The 16,225-nt window shown below is 72.5% G+C and carries 15 protein-coding genes and 1 pseudogene; 15 read left to right on the forward strand and 1 reads right to left on the reverse strand.

Features of this window, described 5'->3' with window-relative positions:
• The 15 genes and pseudogenes from ACZ7L5_RS24845 to ACZ7L5_RS24915 form a co-directional block, all read left to right on the forward strand.
• Positions 1-494, forward strand: a 494-nt coding sequence (locus tag ACZ7L5_RS24845) for a biotin/lipoyl-containing protein (protein WP_471518876.1), incomplete at its 5' end; no start/stop codon positions are given.
• A 25-nt stretch (positions 495-519) separates the two neighbouring features.
• Complete coding sequence (locus ACZ7L5_RS24850) at positions 520-738, forward strand: hypothetical protein (RefSeq protein ID WP_471518878.1); 219 nt, start codon at positions 520-522, stop codon at positions 736-738.
• 68 nt (positions 739-806) lie between these two features.
• Positions 807-1,136 carry a TcmI family type II polyketide cyclase gene (locus tag ACZ7L5_RS24855; RefSeq protein WP_328881300.1) on the forward strand — a complete coding sequence of 110 codons (330 nt, stop codon included), beginning with the start codon at positions 807-809 and terminating at the stop codon, positions 1,134-1,136.
• Complete coding sequence (locus ACZ7L5_RS24860) at positions 1,133-2,419, forward strand: beta-ketoacyl-[acyl-carrier-protein] synthase family protein (RefSeq protein WP_328881301.1); 1,287 nt, start codon at positions 1,133-1,135, stop codon at positions 2,417-2,419. The genes ACZ7L5_RS24855 and ACZ7L5_RS24860 overlap by 4 nt, the downstream gene beginning before the upstream one ends.
• Positions 2,416-3,627 (forward strand): ketosynthase chain-length factor, encoded by a 1,212-nt coding sequence (locus ACZ7L5_RS24865; RefSeq protein WP_471518881.1) that lies wholly within the window; start codon positions 2,416-2,418, stop codon positions 3,625-3,627. The genes ACZ7L5_RS24860 and ACZ7L5_RS24865 overlap by 4 nt, the downstream gene beginning before the upstream one ends.
• Positions 3,628-3,670: 43 nt before the next feature.
• Positions 3,671-3,946 (forward strand): acyl carrier protein, encoded by a 276-nt coding sequence (locus ACZ7L5_RS24870; RefSeq protein ID WP_328881303.1) that lies wholly within the window; start codon positions 3,671-3,673, stop codon positions 3,944-3,946.
• A 146-nt stretch (positions 3,947-4,092) separates the two neighbouring features.
• Entirely contained in the window at positions 4,093-4,881 is a 789-nt protein-coding gene (gene fabG, locus ACZ7L5_RS24875; protein WP_328881304.1) for a 3-oxoacyl-ACP reductase FabG, read from the forward strand.
• Positions 4,882-4,975: 94 nt separating this feature from the next.
• Positions 4,976-5,926, forward strand: coding sequence for an aromatase/cyclase (locus tag ACZ7L5_RS24880; protein ID WP_471518883.1), 951 nt, complete (start codon positions 4,976-4,978; stop codon positions 5,924-5,926).
• 2 nt (positions 5,927-5,928) lie between these two features.
• Positions 5,929-7,458: an FAD-dependent monooxygenase gene (locus ACZ7L5_RS24885; protein WP_471518885.1), complete on the forward strand. Its 1,530-nt coding sequence runs from the start codon at positions 5,929-5,931 to the stop codon at positions 7,456-7,458.
• Between the two features lie 42 nt (positions 7,459-7,500).
• Positions 7,501-8,985 (forward strand): annotated as a pseudogene (locus ACZ7L5_RS24890) (FAD-dependent monooxygenase); the annotation flags it as partial.
• Between the two features lie 391 nt (positions 8,986-9,376).
• Positions 9,377-10,270, forward strand: coding sequence for an alpha/beta fold hydrolase (locus ACZ7L5_RS24895; RefSeq protein WP_328881307.1), 894 nt, complete (start codon positions 9,377-9,379; stop codon positions 10,268-10,270).
• Complete coding sequence (locus ACZ7L5_RS24900; protein WP_471518887.1) at positions 10,267-11,667, forward strand: MFS transporter; 1,401 nt, start codon at positions 10,267-10,269, stop codon at positions 11,665-11,667. The genes ACZ7L5_RS24895 and ACZ7L5_RS24900 overlap by 4 nt, the downstream gene beginning before the upstream one ends.
• A complete protein-coding gene (locus tag ACZ7L5_RS24905) occupies positions 11,664-12,539 on the forward strand; it encodes a 4'-phosphopantetheinyl transferase family protein (protein ID WP_471518889.1) in 876 nt (291 codons plus the stop codon). Before ACZ7L5_RS24900 ends, ACZ7L5_RS24905 begins: the two co-directional genes overlap by 4 nt.
• Positions 12,536-14,149, forward strand: a complete 1,614-nt coding sequence (locus ACZ7L5_RS24910; RefSeq protein WP_471518891.1) for an acyl-CoA carboxylase subunit beta — start codon at positions 12,536-12,538, stop codon at positions 14,147-14,149. The genes ACZ7L5_RS24905 and ACZ7L5_RS24910 overlap by 4 nt, the downstream gene beginning before the upstream one ends.
• An 8-nt stretch (positions 14,150-14,157) precedes the next feature.
• A complete protein-coding gene (locus ACZ7L5_RS24915) occupies positions 14,158-14,403 on the forward strand; it encodes an acyl-CoA carboxylase subunit epsilon (protein ID WP_471518893.1) in 246 nt (81 codons plus the stop codon).
• A 553-nt stretch (positions 14,404-14,956) separates the two neighbouring features.
• Here ACZ7L5_RS24915 and ACZ7L5_RS24920 read toward each other — a convergent pair.
• Positions 14,957-16,219, reverse strand: coding sequence for an MFS transporter (locus ACZ7L5_RS24920; RefSeq protein ID WP_471518895.1), 1,263 nt, complete (start codon positions 16,217-16,219; stop codon positions 14,957-14,959).
• Between the last annotated feature and the right edge of the window lie 6 nt (positions 16,220-16,225).

A 16,225-nucleotide genomic window follows, 5' to 3' on the forward strand; every position in this document is an offset into this window, starting at 1 on the left:
CCTTCGCGCCGGAACTGACCGGCTCCAGCGACCCGTTCACGGTCCACACCCGCTGGATCGAGACCGAGTTCGTCAACGAGATCAAGCCCTTCGCCACCCCCGTCGACACCGACACCGAGAACGAACCCGGCCGCGACACCGTGGTGGTCGAGGTGGGCGGCCGGCGCCTGGAGGTCTCCCTGCCGGCTTCCCTCGGCATGACCCTGGCCCGCACCGGGCTGGCCGCCGGTGCCAGGCCGAAGCGCCGGGCGGCACGCAACTCCGGCCCCGCCGCCTCCGGCGACACCCTCGCCTCCCCGATGCAGGGCACCGTCGTCAAGGTCGCCGTCGAGGAAGGCCAGGAGGTCGAGGAAGGCGACCTGATCGTCGTACTCGAAGCGATGAAGATGGAACAGCCGCTCAACGCCCACAAGTCCGGCACCGTCAAGGACCTGTCCGCCCTCGTCGGCACCTCCCTCACCTCCGGCGCAGCCATCTGCGAGATCAAGGACTGAGGAAGTCCCAGGGAGGTGTGACCAGATGTACTCCGAGACGTACTCCGAGACGTATTCCGAGAAGTATTCCAAGACGTATTCCAAGGCGTACTCCGCAACCTGTTCCGAGACCTTTTCCAGGACGGGTTCCGAGTCGTACGACGGGCACGACGCGCCCGTGCCCCAGGCGCCCGCCTGGCTCCTGGCCGGCGAGGACGACGAGAACGACAGCGACCATCCGCACATCTGCCGGGGCATCGACTGACGGAACTCGACTTCCCATTCCGTGTTCCGTGCCCCCTTTCCCACGCACCATTTCCAAGGAGAGAGCTCATGCACAGCACCTTGATCGTGGCTCGGATGGAACCGGGCTCAGCGGTCGATGTCGCCAAGTTGTTCGGCGCGTTCGACGAGACCGAGATGCCCCATCTGATGGGTACGCGACGCCGCCAGCTCTTCCACTACCGAGGTCTCTACTTCCACTTGCAGGACTTCGACGCGGACAACGGTGGCGAGCTGATCGAGAAGGCCAAGTCCGACGAGCGTTTCGTGCGCATCAGTGAGGACCTGAAGCCCCACATAGAGGCCTACGACCCGGCCACCTGGCGTTCCCCCGCCGACGCCATGGCCACGCGCTTCTACAACTGGGAGGCCTCCCGATGAGCGGCCGTCGGGACAGTCCCGCGCGGGTCGTCATCACCGGGATCGAGGTCCTCGCGCCCGGAGGCGTCGGCAAGGACAGCTTCTGGAACCTGCTCAGCGAGGGCCGCACCGCGACGCGCGGGATCACCTTCTTCGACCCGAGCCCGTTCCGCTCGCAGGTCGCCGCGGAGATGGACTTCGACCCGGACCGGCACGGGCTCACCCCGCAGGAGGTCCGCCGGATGGACCGGGCCGCGCAGTTCGCGGTGGTCGCGGCGCGTGGCGCGGTGGCCGACAGCGGGATCGACCTCGCCGCCCACGAACCGCACCGGGTGGGCGTCACCATCGGCAGCGCGGTCGGTGCCACGATGGGGCTGGACGAGGAGTACCGGATCGTCAGTGACGGCGGCCGGCTGCACCTGGTCGACCACGAGTACGCCGTACCGCACCTCTACAACTACTTCGTCCCGAGTTCCTTCTCGGCCGAGGTCGCCTGGACGGTGGGCGCGGAGGGCCCCAACACCGTGGTGTCCACCGGCTGCACCTCCGGCATCGACTCGGTCGGCTACGCCGTAGAGCTGATCCGTGAGGGCTCGGCCGACGTGATGATCGCCGGTTCGTCCGACGCGCCGATCTCGCCGATCACCATGGCCTGCTTCGACGCCATCAAGGCGACGACCCCGCGCCGGGAGGACCCCGAGCAGGCCTCGCGGCCGTTCGACGGTACTCGCAACGGGTTCGTGCTCGGCGAGGGCTGTGCGGTGTTCGTCCTGGAGGAGCTGGAGAGCGCGCGGCGGCGCGGGGCGCACATCTACGCCGAGATCGCCGGCTACGCCACCCGCAGCAACGCGTACCACATGACCGGTCTGCGGCCGGACGGCGCGGAGATGGCCGAGGCGATCACGGTGGCGCTGGACGAGGCCCGTATGAACGTGGACCAGATCGACTACATCAACGCCCACGGCTCCGGCACCAAGCAGAACGACCGGCACGAGACGGCCGCCTTCAAGAAGAGCCTCGGCGAGCACGCCTACCGCACTCCCGTGAGCTCCATCAAGTCGATGGTGGGGCACTCGCTCGGCGCGATCGGGTCGATCGAGATCGCCGCGTCCGCGCTGGCGATGGAGCACCACGTGGTGCCGCCGACGGCGAACCTGCACACCCCCGACCCGGAGTGCGACCTCGACTACGTGCCGCTCACCGCCCGCGAGCAGCTGACCGACGCGGTGCTGTCGGTGGGCAGTGGGTTCGGCGGCTTCCAGAGCGCGATGGTGCTCGCCCGTCCCGAGAGGAGCATGGCATGAACGCGGTCGTGGTGACGGGCCTCGGTGTCACGGCCCCCAACGGCCTGGGAGTTCAGGACTACTGGGCGGCGACGCTCGCCGGGAAGAGCGGCATCGGGCGGATCACCCGCTTCGACCCGTCGAGCTACCCGGCGCGGCTGGCCGGTGAGATCCCCGGCTTCGCGGCCGAGGAGCACCTGCCGAGCCGGCTGCTGCCCCAGACCGACCGGATGACCCGGCTGGCACTGGTCGCCGCCGACTGGGCGCTCGCGGACGCGGGGATACGGCCGCAGGACCTGCCCGGGTTCGACATGGGTGTGGTCACGGCGAGCTCGTCGGGCGGCTTCGAGTTCGGCCAGGGCGAGCTGCAGGCGCTGTGGAGCCGGGGCAGCCAGTACGTCAGCGCGTACCAGTCGTTCGCCTGGTTCTACGCGGTCAACAGCGGCCAGATCTCGATCCGGCACGGCATGAAGGGCCCGAGCAGCGTCGTCGTCAGCGACCAGGCCGGCGGTCTGGACGCGGTGGCGCAGGCACGCCGCCAGATCCGTAAGGGCACGCCGATCGTGGTCTCCGGCGCCGTGGACGCCTCCATCTGTCCGTGGGGCTGGGTCGCCCAGCTCGCCGCGCAGCGACTGACCACGCGCGACGAACCCAGCCAGGCGTATCTGCCCTTCGACGGGGCCGCCGACGGGTACGTGCCGGGCGAGGGCGGTGCGCTGCTCGTCATGGAGTCCGAGGAGTCGGCGCGGTCGCGCGGTGCGCGGATCTACGGCGAGATCGCCGGGTACGCCGCGACGTTCGACCCCGCACCGGGCACCGAACGCCCGCCGGCCCTGCGCCGCGCGATCGAACTCGCCCTGGACGACGCTGAGTTGCGGGCCGACCAGGTGGACGTGGTCTTCGCCGACGCGGCGGCCGACCCCGAGCTCGACCGCATCGAGACCGAGGCGATCACGGCGGTCTTCGGCCCCCGCTCCGTCCCGGTCACCGCCCCCAAGACGATGACGGGCCGCCTCTACTCGGGCGCGGCCCCCCTGGACCTGGCCACCGCGTTCCTGGCCATCCGGGACGGAGTGATCCCGCCGACGGTGAACGTCACCCCGTCCGGCGACTACGCCCTCGACCTGGTGGTCGACCGGCCGCGCGAGGCGGTCCTGCGGACGGCCCTGGTGCTGGCCCGCGGTCACGGCGGCTTCAACTCGGCGGCGATCGTACGGGCAATCGCCTGACCACCACACCACGAAGAACGAACCGACCCGAAAGGAACCCCACGTGGAACCGCAGCAGTTCACCCTCGACGACCTCAAGCGCATCCTCATCGAGGGCGCCGGCGCCGAGGAGAGTGTCGATCTCGACGGCGACATCCTCGACGCGGACTTCGAGCACCTCGGCTACGAGTCGCTGGCGCTGCTCGAGACCGGCGGCCGGATCGAGCGGGAGTACGGGATCGTCCTGGACGACGACGTCCTGTCGGAGAGCAACACGCCCCGCGCCCTGATCGATGCGGTCAACACCCAGCTGGGGGGCGGAACTCAGGCTGCCGCCTGACGCCTCGCTATACCCGACATTTCGTGATCACGCCGCCGTCGGCGCATCCCCACTCCACTCACCCGGCGGCGGCTCACCACCCGTCCCCCCACCACCCCCCATCCCCACACCCCCCGTAGTCCTCCACCCAAGGGAGTTGAAAGAGCATGCCGCAGCACCAGACGCAGCGCGTCGCGCTGATCACCGGAGCCACCAGTGGCATAGGCCTGGCCGCGGCCCGGCAGCTGGGCGCCGCAGGGCACCGCGTGTTCATCGGGGCGCGTGACGCCGACAACGTGGCCGCGACGGTCAAGCAGCTCCAGGAGGAGGGGCTGGAGGCGGACGGCGCCGCCGTGGACGTCCGTTCGGCGGACGCAGTCCAGGCCTTCGTGCAGGCCGCCGTCGACCGCTTCGGCGCCGTCGACATCCTCGTCAACAACGCCGGCCGCAGCGGTGGCGGAGTGACCGCCGACATCGCCGACGAGCTGTGGGACGACGTCATCGACACCAACCTCAACAGCGTCTTCCGGATGACCCGCGAGGTGCTCAACACCGGCGGCATGCGCGGCCGCACCTGGGGCCGGATCATCAACATCGCGTCCACCGCCGGCAAGCAGGGAGTCGTCCTCGGCGCCCCCTACTCCGCCTCCAAGCACGGCGTCGTCGGCTTCACCAAGGCCCTCGGCAACGAGCTCGCCCCGACCGGCATCACCGTCAACGCCGTGTGCCCGGGCTACGTCGAGACCCCGATGGCCCAGCGCGTCCGTCAGGGCTACGCCGCCGCCTACGACACCACCGAGGACGCGATCCTCGAGAAGTTCCAGGCCAAGATCCCGCTCGGCCGCTACTCCACGCCGGAGGAGGTCGCCGGGATGGTCGGCTACCTCGCCTCCGACACCGCCGCCTCCGTCACCGCTCAGGCGATCAACGTCTGCGGCGGCCTGGGCAACTTCTGATCCCCGCCGGCTCCCGAGGGCGCCCACTCCAGACGCCGGCGCCGGCGCCGACACCCGCACTGCCGGACCAACACAGGAAGATGAGGACGAGGACGTGACCACGACGGAAGAGACAACCCGCGAGGTGGCGCACGAGATCACCGTCTCGGCCCCCGCCGACGCCGTCTACCGGCTGATCGCGGAGGTGGAGAACTGGCCCCGGATCTTCCCGCCCACCATCTACGTGGACCACCTGGAAAAGGGCGCGCGCGAGGAGCGCATCCGCATCTGGGCCACCGCCAACGGCGCCCCCAAGAGCTGGACCTCGCGCCGCACCCTGGACCCCGCGAACCGCCGGATCACCTTCCGCCAGGAGGTCTCCGCGCCCCCGGTCGCCGCGATGGGCGGCGCCTGGGTGATCGAGGAACTGCCGGGCGGCGACTCCCTGGTGCGGCTCCTGCACGACTACCGAGCCGTCGACGACGACCCCGAGGGCCTCGCCTGGATCGACGAGGCCGTCGACCGCAACTCCCGCTCGGAGCTGGCCGCCCTGAAGGAGAACGTCGAGCGCGCCCACGCCACCCGCGAGCTGACCTTCTCCTTCGAGGACACGGTGCTCATCGAGGGCGCCGCCAAGGACGTGTACGACTTCATCAACGAGGCCCACCTCTGGGTGGACCGGCTGCCGCACGTGGCCCGCGTCGGCTTCGAGGAGCCCACCCCCGGCCTCCAGGTGCTGGAGATGGACACCAGGGCCAAGGACGGCTCGACGCACACCACCAAGTCGTACCGGGTGACGTTCCCGCACCGCGCGATCGCCTACAAGCAGGTCACCCTGCCGGCCCTGATGACGCTGCACACCGGCCTGTGGACGTTCGAGGAGTACCCGCGCGGGGTCGCCGCCACCTCGCAGCACACGGTCGTGCTCAACCCGGACAACATCGAGCGGATCCTCGGCCCCGACGCGACCGTCGAGGACGCCCGCGAGTACGTCCAGGGCGCCCTGAGCACCAACAGCCGCGCCACGCTGGGGCACGCCAGGGACCACGCGGAGAAGAGCCGCTGACCATGGCCGACGACACCTCCCGCGCCCTGGCGGACGAGGCCTCCCGGGTCACGGGCGACGACTCCTCCCCGGCCACCCGGGTCATCGTGGTCGGCGCGGGCCCCGTCGGCCTCTTCCTCGCCGGAGAACTCCGCCTCGGCGGCGCCGACGTGGTCGTACTGGAACGCCTGCGCACCCCCACCACGGAGTCCCGGGCCTCCACGCTGCACGCCCGCACGGCGGAACTCTTCGACTGCCGCGGGCTCCTGGACGCGCTCGGCGACCCGCCGCGGGAGCCGCGCGGCCACTTCGGCGGCGTACCGATGGACCTGACCATGCCCGGCCCGTACTCGGGCCAGTGGAAGGTGCCCCAGACCAGGACCGAGGAACTGCTTCAGGGCTGGGCCGGTGCCCTCGGCGCCGACGTCCGCCGTGGCTGGGAGGTGCGCGAACTCGCCCAGGAGGACGGGTACGTGGAGGTCACGGCCGACACCCCGGACGGCGTACGGCGGCTGCGGGCGGCGTATGTCGTCGCCTGCGACGGCGAGGACAGCACCGTGCGGCGGCTGACCGGGGCGGCCTTCCCCGGCACCCCGGCGGGCCGGGAACTGCTGCGCGCTGACATCGCCGGGATCGACATCCCGAACCGGCGTTTCGAGCGCCGGGAGCACGGGCTGGCCATCGCGGCCCGGATGCCCGGCGGTGTCACCCGGGTGATGGTGCACGCCTTCGGCCGCCCGGCCCGGCCGCGGACGGGACCGCCGGAGTTCGCCGAGGTGGTGGACGTATGGCGAAGCGTCACCGGCGAGGACCTGAGCGGCGGACGCCCGGTGTGGCTCAACTCCTTCGGTGACGCCAACCAGCAGCTGGAACGGTATCGGCACGGGCGGGTGCTGTTCGCCGGGGACGCCGCCCACCGGCAGATGCCGAGCGGCGGCCAGGCGCTCAACCTCGGCCTCCAGGACGCGGCCAACCTGGGCTGGAAGCTGGCCGCTGTGGCCTGCGGCCGGGTCCCGGCGGGGCTGCTCGACACCTACCACGACGAACGGCACGAGGTCGGGCGCCGAGTGCTCGCCAACATCCGGGCCCAGGCGCTGCTGTTGCTCGGCGGGCCGGAGGTGGAACCGGCGCGCACCCTGCTCGGCGAGCTCATCGCCGCGGGACCCACGCGGGACCACCTCGCGGCGATGATCACCGGGCTCGACATCCGGTACCCCACGGGCGGCGGCACCCACCCCCTGCTCGGCGCCCGGCTCCCGCTCGGCACGCTGCCGACGCCGGACGGCCCGGTCGGCGTCGCCGAGTCCCTGCGCGACGGACGCGGACTCCTGCTGGTCGCCGACTCCGCCCGGGCCGAACTGCGCTGGCTCGGCAAGGTCTGGTCCGACCGCGTCACTCAGGTGGCGGTACGACCGGACGCGGCCGGACCGCTGCACGGTGCCGACGGGCTGCTGATCCGCCCCGACGGCCATGTCGCCTGGGCGGGGGAGGACCCGTGGGCGGCGTCGGCGGCGATTCGCCACTGGTTCGGACGGCCCGATCCCGGGCTCTGACCGGGAGACGCGACACCGGACACCACAGTCATGGCAATACGGATGAAATCATCTCAATTCAGGTTCAGAGAGGGAAGCGCTGTGGACACGGATGTGACGGACGTGATCGTCGTCGGCGCGGGGCCGACCGGCCTCATGCTGGCCGGGGAACTACGGCTGGGCGGCGCCCGGGTCGTCGTCGTGGAGAAGCTGGCACGGCCCACCGGGCAGTCCCGGGGGCTGGGGTTCACCGCCCGCGCGATGGAGGTGTTCGACCAGCGCGGGCTGCTGCCGCGGTTCGGCGCGCTGGAGAAGAGCCCGATGGGCCACTTCGGCGGCGTGCAGTTCGACTACACCGTCCTGGAGGACGCCCACTTCGGCGCCCGGGGCGTCCCCCAGTCGCAGACGGAGGCCGTCCTGGAGGAATGGGCCGGCGAACTGGGCGCGGACATCCGGCGCGGCTGGGAACTCGCCAAGCTGGCCGAGGACGGCGACGGCATCGAGATCGTGGCGGTCACGCCCGAGGGCGAGCAGCGGCTGCGCGGGGCGTACCTGGTGGGCTGCGACGGCGGGCAGAGCGTCGTGCGCAAGGCGGCCGGGTTCGACTTCCCCGGGCTCGCGGCCACCCGCCGCATGTACCTGGCCGACGTCACCGGCTGCGAGATCCGGCCCCGCTTCCTGGGGGAGCGGCTGGACAACGGCATGGTGATGGCCGCGCCGCTGGCGCCGGGCGTCGACCGGATCATCGTGTGCGAGGACGGCACGCCGGCCGGGGACCGCCCCGAGGAGGTGGAGTTCGACGAGGTCGCCGCCGCCTGGGAGCGCATCACCGGCGAGTCGCTGGCCGGTGGCGGCGCCGACTGGGTCAGCTCCTTCACGGACGCCACCCGCCAGGTCTCCGCCTACCGCAGGGGCCGGGTGCTGCTCGCCGGGGACGCCGCGCACGTCCATCTGCCGGCCGGGGGACAGGGACTCAGCACGGGCGTGCAGGACGCGGTCAACCTCGGCTGGAAGCTGGCCGCGGTGATCCGCGGTGAGCAGCCGGACGCCCTCATCGACAGCTACCACGACGAACGGCACCCCGTCGGCGCCCGGCTGCTGATGAACACCCGCGCGCAGGGCATGATCTTCCTCGGCGGCGCCGAGGCCGACCCGGTGCGCAAGGTGTTCGGCGAGCTGATGGAGCTGGAGGACGTACGCCGCCGACTGGCCGGTGTCGTCAGCCACCTCGACATCACCTACGACCTCGGCCCCGGCACCCACCCCCTCGTCGGCCGCCGCCTGCCCCCGCGCCCGCTCCAGCTGGCCGACGGCACCCCGACCACCACGACGGCCCTGCTGCACCCGGCCCGCGGTGTCCTGCTCGACCTGACCGACGACGCCACCGTCCGCGAGGCCGCGGCCACCTGGGCCGACCGGGTCACCGTCGTCACGGCCACCCCCGAACACTTCGGCGTCTTCGCCGGCGCGACGGCCCTGCTGGTCCGCCCCGACGGCCATGTGGCCTGGGCGGCCGTCGGCGAGAGCACCACAGCCTCCACCCGGCGCCTACCGACCACCACCGCCGCCCCCGCCTCCGGCCCCACGACGGCCGACGGCCGTGTCTCCGGCCCGCCGGCGGCGGACACGCCTGTCTCCGCTGTCTCCGCGCCCGCCTCCGGCGCCGTGCCCTCCGGCCCGCCGGCCTCCGGTCCCATGGCCCCCGGAGCTCCCCGTCCCGTTCGCTCGCCCGCCGGAGCTCCCGGCCCCGTTCCTTCGCCCGCCGACGGCCGTATCCCCAGCCCCACGGCTGCCGACAGCCCCGTCCCCGGCACCCCCCGCGGGGCCGAGGCCACGACGCCCGAGGCCGGCTGGCCGTTCGCGGACGACCCGACCGGTATCGAGGCCCTCGTCATCGCCCTGCACCACTGGTTCGGCACCCCGGAGGTGGCGTAGCACGATGGTCACGTCCCTGTCGGTCGGCCCGCGCGTGCGGCGGATCACGCTCGATGCCGCCGGGTACACCCTGTCGGCCCTGCTGAGCGCACCCGAGAGCACGCCGCCGCGTGCCACCGTGGTCGCGCTGCACGGGGCCGGGATGAGCGCGGGGTACTTCGACGGCGGGGCCCAACCGGACGCCTCCCTGTGCGCGTTGGGAGCGCATCTGGGGTACGCGGTCCTCGCCGTCGACCGGCCCGGCTACGGCGACTCCGCCGCCGGGCTCCCCGAAGGCCTGGACCTCGCCGGGCAGGCCCGCGTTCTGCGGGCCGCGCTCGACCACTTCGACGCCGAGTACGACATCGGCATCGGTACGTTCCTGCTCGCGCACTCCTTCGGTGGCAAACTCGCCCTCACCCTGGCCGCCGACGCCCCGCCCGCCGAACTGCTGGGCCTGGACATCTCCGGCTGCGGCCACCGCTACGCCCCGCGCTCCGCGGAACTGCTGACCGGCCCCGACCGGGCCCGCTGGAAGCACAACTGGGGCCGGCTCGGCCTCTATCCGCCCGCCACCTTCAAGCGCAGCGCCGCCTTCGTGAAGCCCATCCCCGAACTGGAGCTGCGGGCCGCCTCGGACTGGCCGGACGTCTTCGACGCGCTCGCCCCGCGCGTGCGCGTCCCCGTACGCATGACCTTCGCCGAGCACGAACTGTGGTGGCGGCACGACACCGACGCCCTCGACGACCTGCGGGCGAGGCTGAGCGCCGCGCCGCGCGTGGTCGTCGACCGGCAGCCGGACGCCGGGCACAACATCAGCCTGGGCCTGACGGCCCGCGCCTACCACCTGCGCGCGCTCGCCTTCTTCGAGGAGTGCCTGTACTTCGAGGAAGGCATGCCGGAGCGGGACGGTCCATGACCCCGGCCAGGACACCAAGCAATCCTCGTCGCACAGCACTGCGCAAGTCCCGACGACCGCCCCGCCGACTCCTGGCCACCAGCCTGCGCTCCCTGACCGTACGCAATTTCCGTCTCTTCGCCGGCGGTCAGATCGCGTCCGCCACCGGCACCTGGATGATGGTCGTCGCCCAGGACTGGCTCGTGCTCGAACTGACCGGCGACTCCGGCACGGCCCTCGCCACGGTCACCGTGCTCCAGTTCACGCCGATGCTGCTGCTGACGCTGTACGGCGGCCGTATCGCCGACCGGTACGACAAGCGGGCCCTGCTGACGGGCGCCAACGTCGTCTCCGGTGTGCTGGCGCTGCTGCTCGGCCTGCTGGTCACCGGCGGCGCCGCCGAGCTGTGGCACGTCTACGTCTTCGCACTCGCCCTCGGTGTCGCCAACGCCGTGGAGGTCCCAACCCGGCTGTCCTTCATCGCCGAGCTGGTGGGACCCGACCTGGTGCCCAACGCGTCCGCGCTCAGCGGCGCCTACTTCAACATCGCGCGGGTGCTGGGCCCGTCCCTGGCCGGGCTGCTGATCGAGGCCGCCGGCACCGGCACCGTGATGCTGCTCAACGCGGCGAGCTATGCGGCGACCGTGGCCGGGCTGCGCGCCATGCGGCCCGGGGAACTGCACCGACCGCCCCGCCCGGCCGCGGGCCAGGCCCGGGTCACCGAAGGACTGGCCCATCTGCGGTCCCGGCCCGACCTGGTGGCGACGCTGGCCCTGCTCGCGGCGGTGTCGCTGTTCGGCCTGAACCTCCAGCTGACCCTGCCGCTCATGGCCCGTACCGTCTTCCACACCGACGCCGCCGCCTTCGGTCTGCTCACCGCGGCGCTCGCCGCCGGATCGCTGCTGGCCGCCTTCACCGGCACCCTGCGCCGGGGCCGCCCGCGGGCCCGCCTGGTCATCGGCTGGGCCTGCGCCTTCGGCGTCCTCGCGGCGGCCACCGGCTGGGCGCCGAACCTGGCGACGGCGCTGGTCCTGCTGGTACCGACCGGCTTCGCGTCCCTGTACTTCGCACAGGCCGCCAACCACCGCGTCCAGCTGGGCAGCGACGCCGCCTACCGGGGCCGCGTCATGGCCCTCTACACCCTGATCCTGCAGGGCAGCGCCCCGCTCGGCGCCCTGTTCGTCGGCGCCGTCACCTCGCACCTCGGCACCCGTTCCGCGCTGTGGGCGGGCGGCTTGCTCTCCCTGACGGCCGCCCTCGTCGCGGCGGTGGCCGACCGCAGCGACACACGAGCCGCGGCCACCACCCAGGCCGACCGGCCCCAGGAACACCCGCACCCCCGCCCGGCGGACCCCGAAACCGACCCCACATCCGAACCCGCATCCGAACCCACGCCCGGCACCGGGAGCCGCCCATGAACCTCCCTCACATACCGAACACGCCGAACACCCCCCGCGGCACCCGGGAGTTGGGCCCGTCGGACCTGCACGTCTGGCTGCTGCCGCCCCCCACCTCGCCGCGCGACCTACCGGTCGGCGAACTCGACGAGGACGAGCGGCGCCGCGCCGCCGCCTACCGCAGGCAGAGCGACCGGCAGATGTACGTCGCCGCCCACGTGGGCCTGCGCCGGGTCCTGTCGGTCTACACCGGCGTAGCACCCCGGAGCCTGCCCCTCGGCCGGGAGTGGTGCGAGGAGTGCGGGGAACGGCATGGCCGGCCGGTCCTGGTCGATCTGCCGGGCGCCCCCGAGTTCTCGCTCTCGCACAGCCACGGCCTGGCTCTGGTCGCGGTCGCCCGCACTCGCGTCGGCGTCGACGTCCAGGCGCTGCCGTCGCCGGAGACCGTCGACGCCTGTCTGCCCCTGCTGCACCCGGCCGAGCGGCAGGAGATCACCCGGCTCCCCGCCGACCGGCGCCAGACGGCCTTCGCACGGCTGTGGTCCCGCAAGGAGGCGTATCTGAAGGGCCTCGGCACCGGCCTCGCCCGTGCGGCCGACCTCGACTACCTCGGCGAGGCCGCCGAGTCCTGGCGCCCGACCGGCTGGACGGTGCGCAACATGCCCCTGTGCGACGGCCATGTCGGCGCCGCCGCTCTGGCCGGCGACAAGGACTGGCGGACCGCCCTGCACCCGGTGCCCGCCGAGTGGCTCCACACCCGGGACGCCGGCCTGCTGATCTCCGCCGTCCAGCCGGCCCTGCGCACGGTACTGCGCGCCCACGACCCCTCCGCCGTCCGGACGCACGCCCTCATCGACACCAGGAACAGGAAGGAAAGGGCCCAGGCATCATGACCGTAACCGTCACCGAACCCCGAGCTCCCGAAGCTCCCGTGCTCGACCCCGCCCCGGACACCATCGAGGCGGACCGGCTCACGGAACTGCGGACCATCAAGGAAAGCGCCCGCAACGGCCCCGACCCCAAGGCCACCGAACGCCAGCACGCCAAGGGCAAGCTGACCGCCCGCGAACGCATCGAACTCCTCCTCGACCCCGGCTCGTTCACCGAGGTCGAGGCCCTGCGCCGACACCGCGCCCAGGGTTTCGGCCTGGAGGCGAAGCGGCCGTACACCGACGGCGTCGTCACCGGCTGGGGCACGGTGGAGGGTCGCACGGTCTTCGTCTACGCCCATGACTTCCGCATCTTCGGCGGCGCCCTCGGCGAGGCCCACGCCCAGAAGATCCACAAGCTGATGGACATGGCCATCGCGGCGGGCGCACCCCTGGTCTCCCTCAACGACGGCGCGGGCGCCCGCATCCAGGAGGGCGTCTCCGCGCTCGCCGGCTACGGCGGCATCTTCCAGCGCAACACCAAGGCGTCCGGCGTCATCCCGCAGATCAGCGTCATGCTCGGCCCGTGCGCGGGCGGCGCGGCCTACTCACCCGCCCTGACCGACTTCGTCTTCGCCGTACGCGACATCTCCCAGATGTTCATCACCGGCCCGGACGTGGTCAAGGCGGTGACCGGCGAGGAGATCACCCAGAACGGCCTGGGCGGCGCCGACGTGCACGGCGGCATCTCCGGAGTCGCCCACTTCGTCTACGACGACGAGCGCAGCTGCCTCGAAGAGGTCCGCTACCTCCTGTCGCTGCTCCCCTCCAACAACCGCGAACTGCCGCCCGCCCACCCGACCGACGACCCCGCGGACCGTCCCGGCGACGCGCTGCTCGACCTGGTCCCCGAGGACGGCAACCGCTCCTACGACATCCGCAAGGTGATCGAGGAACTCGTCGACGACGGCGACTACTTGGAAATCCACGCCGCCTTCGCCACCAACATCGTCTGCGCGCTGGCCCGCCTCGACGGCCACGTCGTGGGCATCGTCGCCAACCAGCCCGCCTCCATGGCCGGCGTGCTCGACATCCGGGCGAGCGAGAAGGGCGCGCGGTTCGTGCAGTTCTGCGACGCGTTCAACGTCCCGCTGATCACCCTGGTGGACGTGCCCGGCTTCCTGCCCGGCGTCGACCAGGAGCACGAGGGCATCATCCGCCGCGGGGCGAAGCTCCTGTACGCGTACTGCAACGCCACCGTGCCCCGCGTCTCGGTCGTCCTGCGCAAGGCCTACGGCGGTGCCTACATCGTCATGGACTCCCGTTCCATCGGCGCCGACGTCGCCCTGGCCTGGCCCACCAACGAGATCGCCGTGATGGGCGCGGAGGGCGCGGCGAACGTCGTGTTCCGCCGGGAGATCGCGGCCGCCGACGATCCCGAGGCGATGCGCCGCCAGAAGATCGCGGAGTACAAGGACGAACTCGTCCACCCCTACTACGCGGCCGAGCGCGGCCTCGTCGACGACGTGATCGACCCCCGCGAGACCCGGCTGATCCTCAGCCGTGCCGTGGCGATGCTCGCCACCAAGTCCGCGGCCCTGCCCACCCGCAAGCACGGCAACCCGCCCCAGTAGGAGCCCACATGACCACGCCCCGGACCCCGGCCACGCGTCCGTCCGCCTCCGACCTGCTCGCCGCCACGTCCTTCAAGGTCCTGCGCGGCGAGCCGAGTCCCGAGGAACTCGCGGCGTTCACAGCCGTCCTGACCCTGCGTCTGACCACCCCGGACGCCACCCACGCCCCCGCCCCGCAACGCCCCACCACGGCCCACTGGACCCGCCCGGAGCGCCTGCGCACCTACGCATGCCCGCGGGCCTGGCACGGCTGAGCCATCAACTGGCCTTCCGTCGCTGTCCGTTGTCGCACGACAGCACGCCGTAGCCGGTATTGTTGTCCCCGTGACGCACCCGATGGGTGCGTCCTCCCTTCATTCCGGGCCCCACCTCGTCGGGGCCCGGCCCGACGAGAGCGGCTCCGGGACCGTGGCCGGCCGCCTCACGTCGAAGGGAGGACGCCCCCGGATGGGCGGTCACGAGGAGCAGAAACTGACTTTCGTCATGCGGCTGATCCGGCTTCTGCCGGAACGAGCGGCGAGGCACGCGAGGAGGTGGCTGCTCTGGTGGTGCAGCAGGTAGCCGGATATCCCCATCGGTCCTGGGGACATCCGACAGGCTCCCGCTGAGCCGGGGCCTCGCTCGAAGTTCGCGCTTCGGGCGGGGCCCGCTTTCATTGGTGGTGCAGCAAGTAGCCGGATATCCCCACACGGCTTGGGGACATCCGACAGGCTCCTGCTGAGCTCGGGCCACCGTCCGTCCACACGGCCGGGCGAGGGCCCTTCTGCACCCAAGTACAGCACAACGGCCCCCCACCCGGCAGCACGATCACCCACTGTTCACGCGACCGCGCGCCGAGCCGACGGCCCCTGTCGCGAGGGCGATGAGCAGTGCCGCGGCCGCCGCCGTGACCGGCACGCCGTAGGCCGCCGCGGGGGAGAGGCGCTCCGCCAGCCAGCCGCCGGTCGCGCTGCCGCACGCGATGCCGCCGAGCAGGGCGGTCACCGCGAGGGTCATGCCCTCGTTGAGCCGGCCGTCCGGGGTGCGCTGCTGGACCAGGGCCATGTTGGTGATCATGGTCGGAGCCGTGGCCATGCCGGCGAACAGCAGCGCGAGGCACAGCAGCGGGAGCGAGCCGATGAGGGACGCGGCCAGCAGGGGCAGCGTCAGCAGCGCGGTCATCGCGGCTATGCACCACACATAGCGGTACTCGGCGGGACCGGAGAGCCGCAGCCGCCCGTACAGCAGACCCGCAGCACCGGAACCGGCCGCCTGGAGCGCGAGCACCGCACCCGCCGCGGCCCGGTGGCCGTGGGCGTCCGCGAACGCGATCGTGACGACCTCCGTCGACCCGAACACCGCGCCCATGGCTAGGCAGACGGCCAGCAGCGGGGGCATCCCCGGCGCGCGGAACAGCGAGGTGCCGGCCGCCCCGGCGGCGGGGGCCCAGGGCGGCGGTTCCGTCGACCGCTGGGCCGCGAACGCCAGCACGCCCGTCACCAGGAGCACCACCCCGACGAGCGTCCCCGCCTCCGGGAAGAACGTCCCGCACAGGAAGGCCGCGAGCACCGGGCCCAGCATGAAGCACAGCTCGTCCGCTGCTTGCTCGAAGGAGTTCGCGGTGTGCAGGGCCTCGGGGTCGCCCTTGAGCAGGTGGGCCCAGCGGGCGCGGGACATGCCGCCGGTGTTGGGGGTCGTCGCGGTGGCGGCGTACGCGGCGAAGAGGGTCCAGGCGGGGGCGTCGTAGCGCACGCACAGCAGCAGCGCGAGGCTGCCCAGCGCCGCGCAGAGCGTGGCGGGTACGGCGACCCGGGCCTGGCCGTACCGGTCGACGAGCCGCGCCGTCCAGGGGGCGACCAGCGCGGTCGCCGCGAGGCCGGTCGCGGTGACGGCGCCGGCGAGGGCGTACGAGCCCCGGGTGCCGGCGATCATCACGACCGCGCTCACGCTGAACATGCCCATGGGGAGGCGGGCGGCCAGGTTCGCGAGGGTGAAGGCGCGGGTGCCGGGGTGGGCGAAGAGCCGGCGGTACGGGCGGGAGGTGTGACCGGCGGAGGGGGTGGGGGCGTTCGTGGACGGCGATTGCGGCATGGCCCC

This window comes from Streptomyces sp. NPDC107528 (assembly GCF_055639295.1).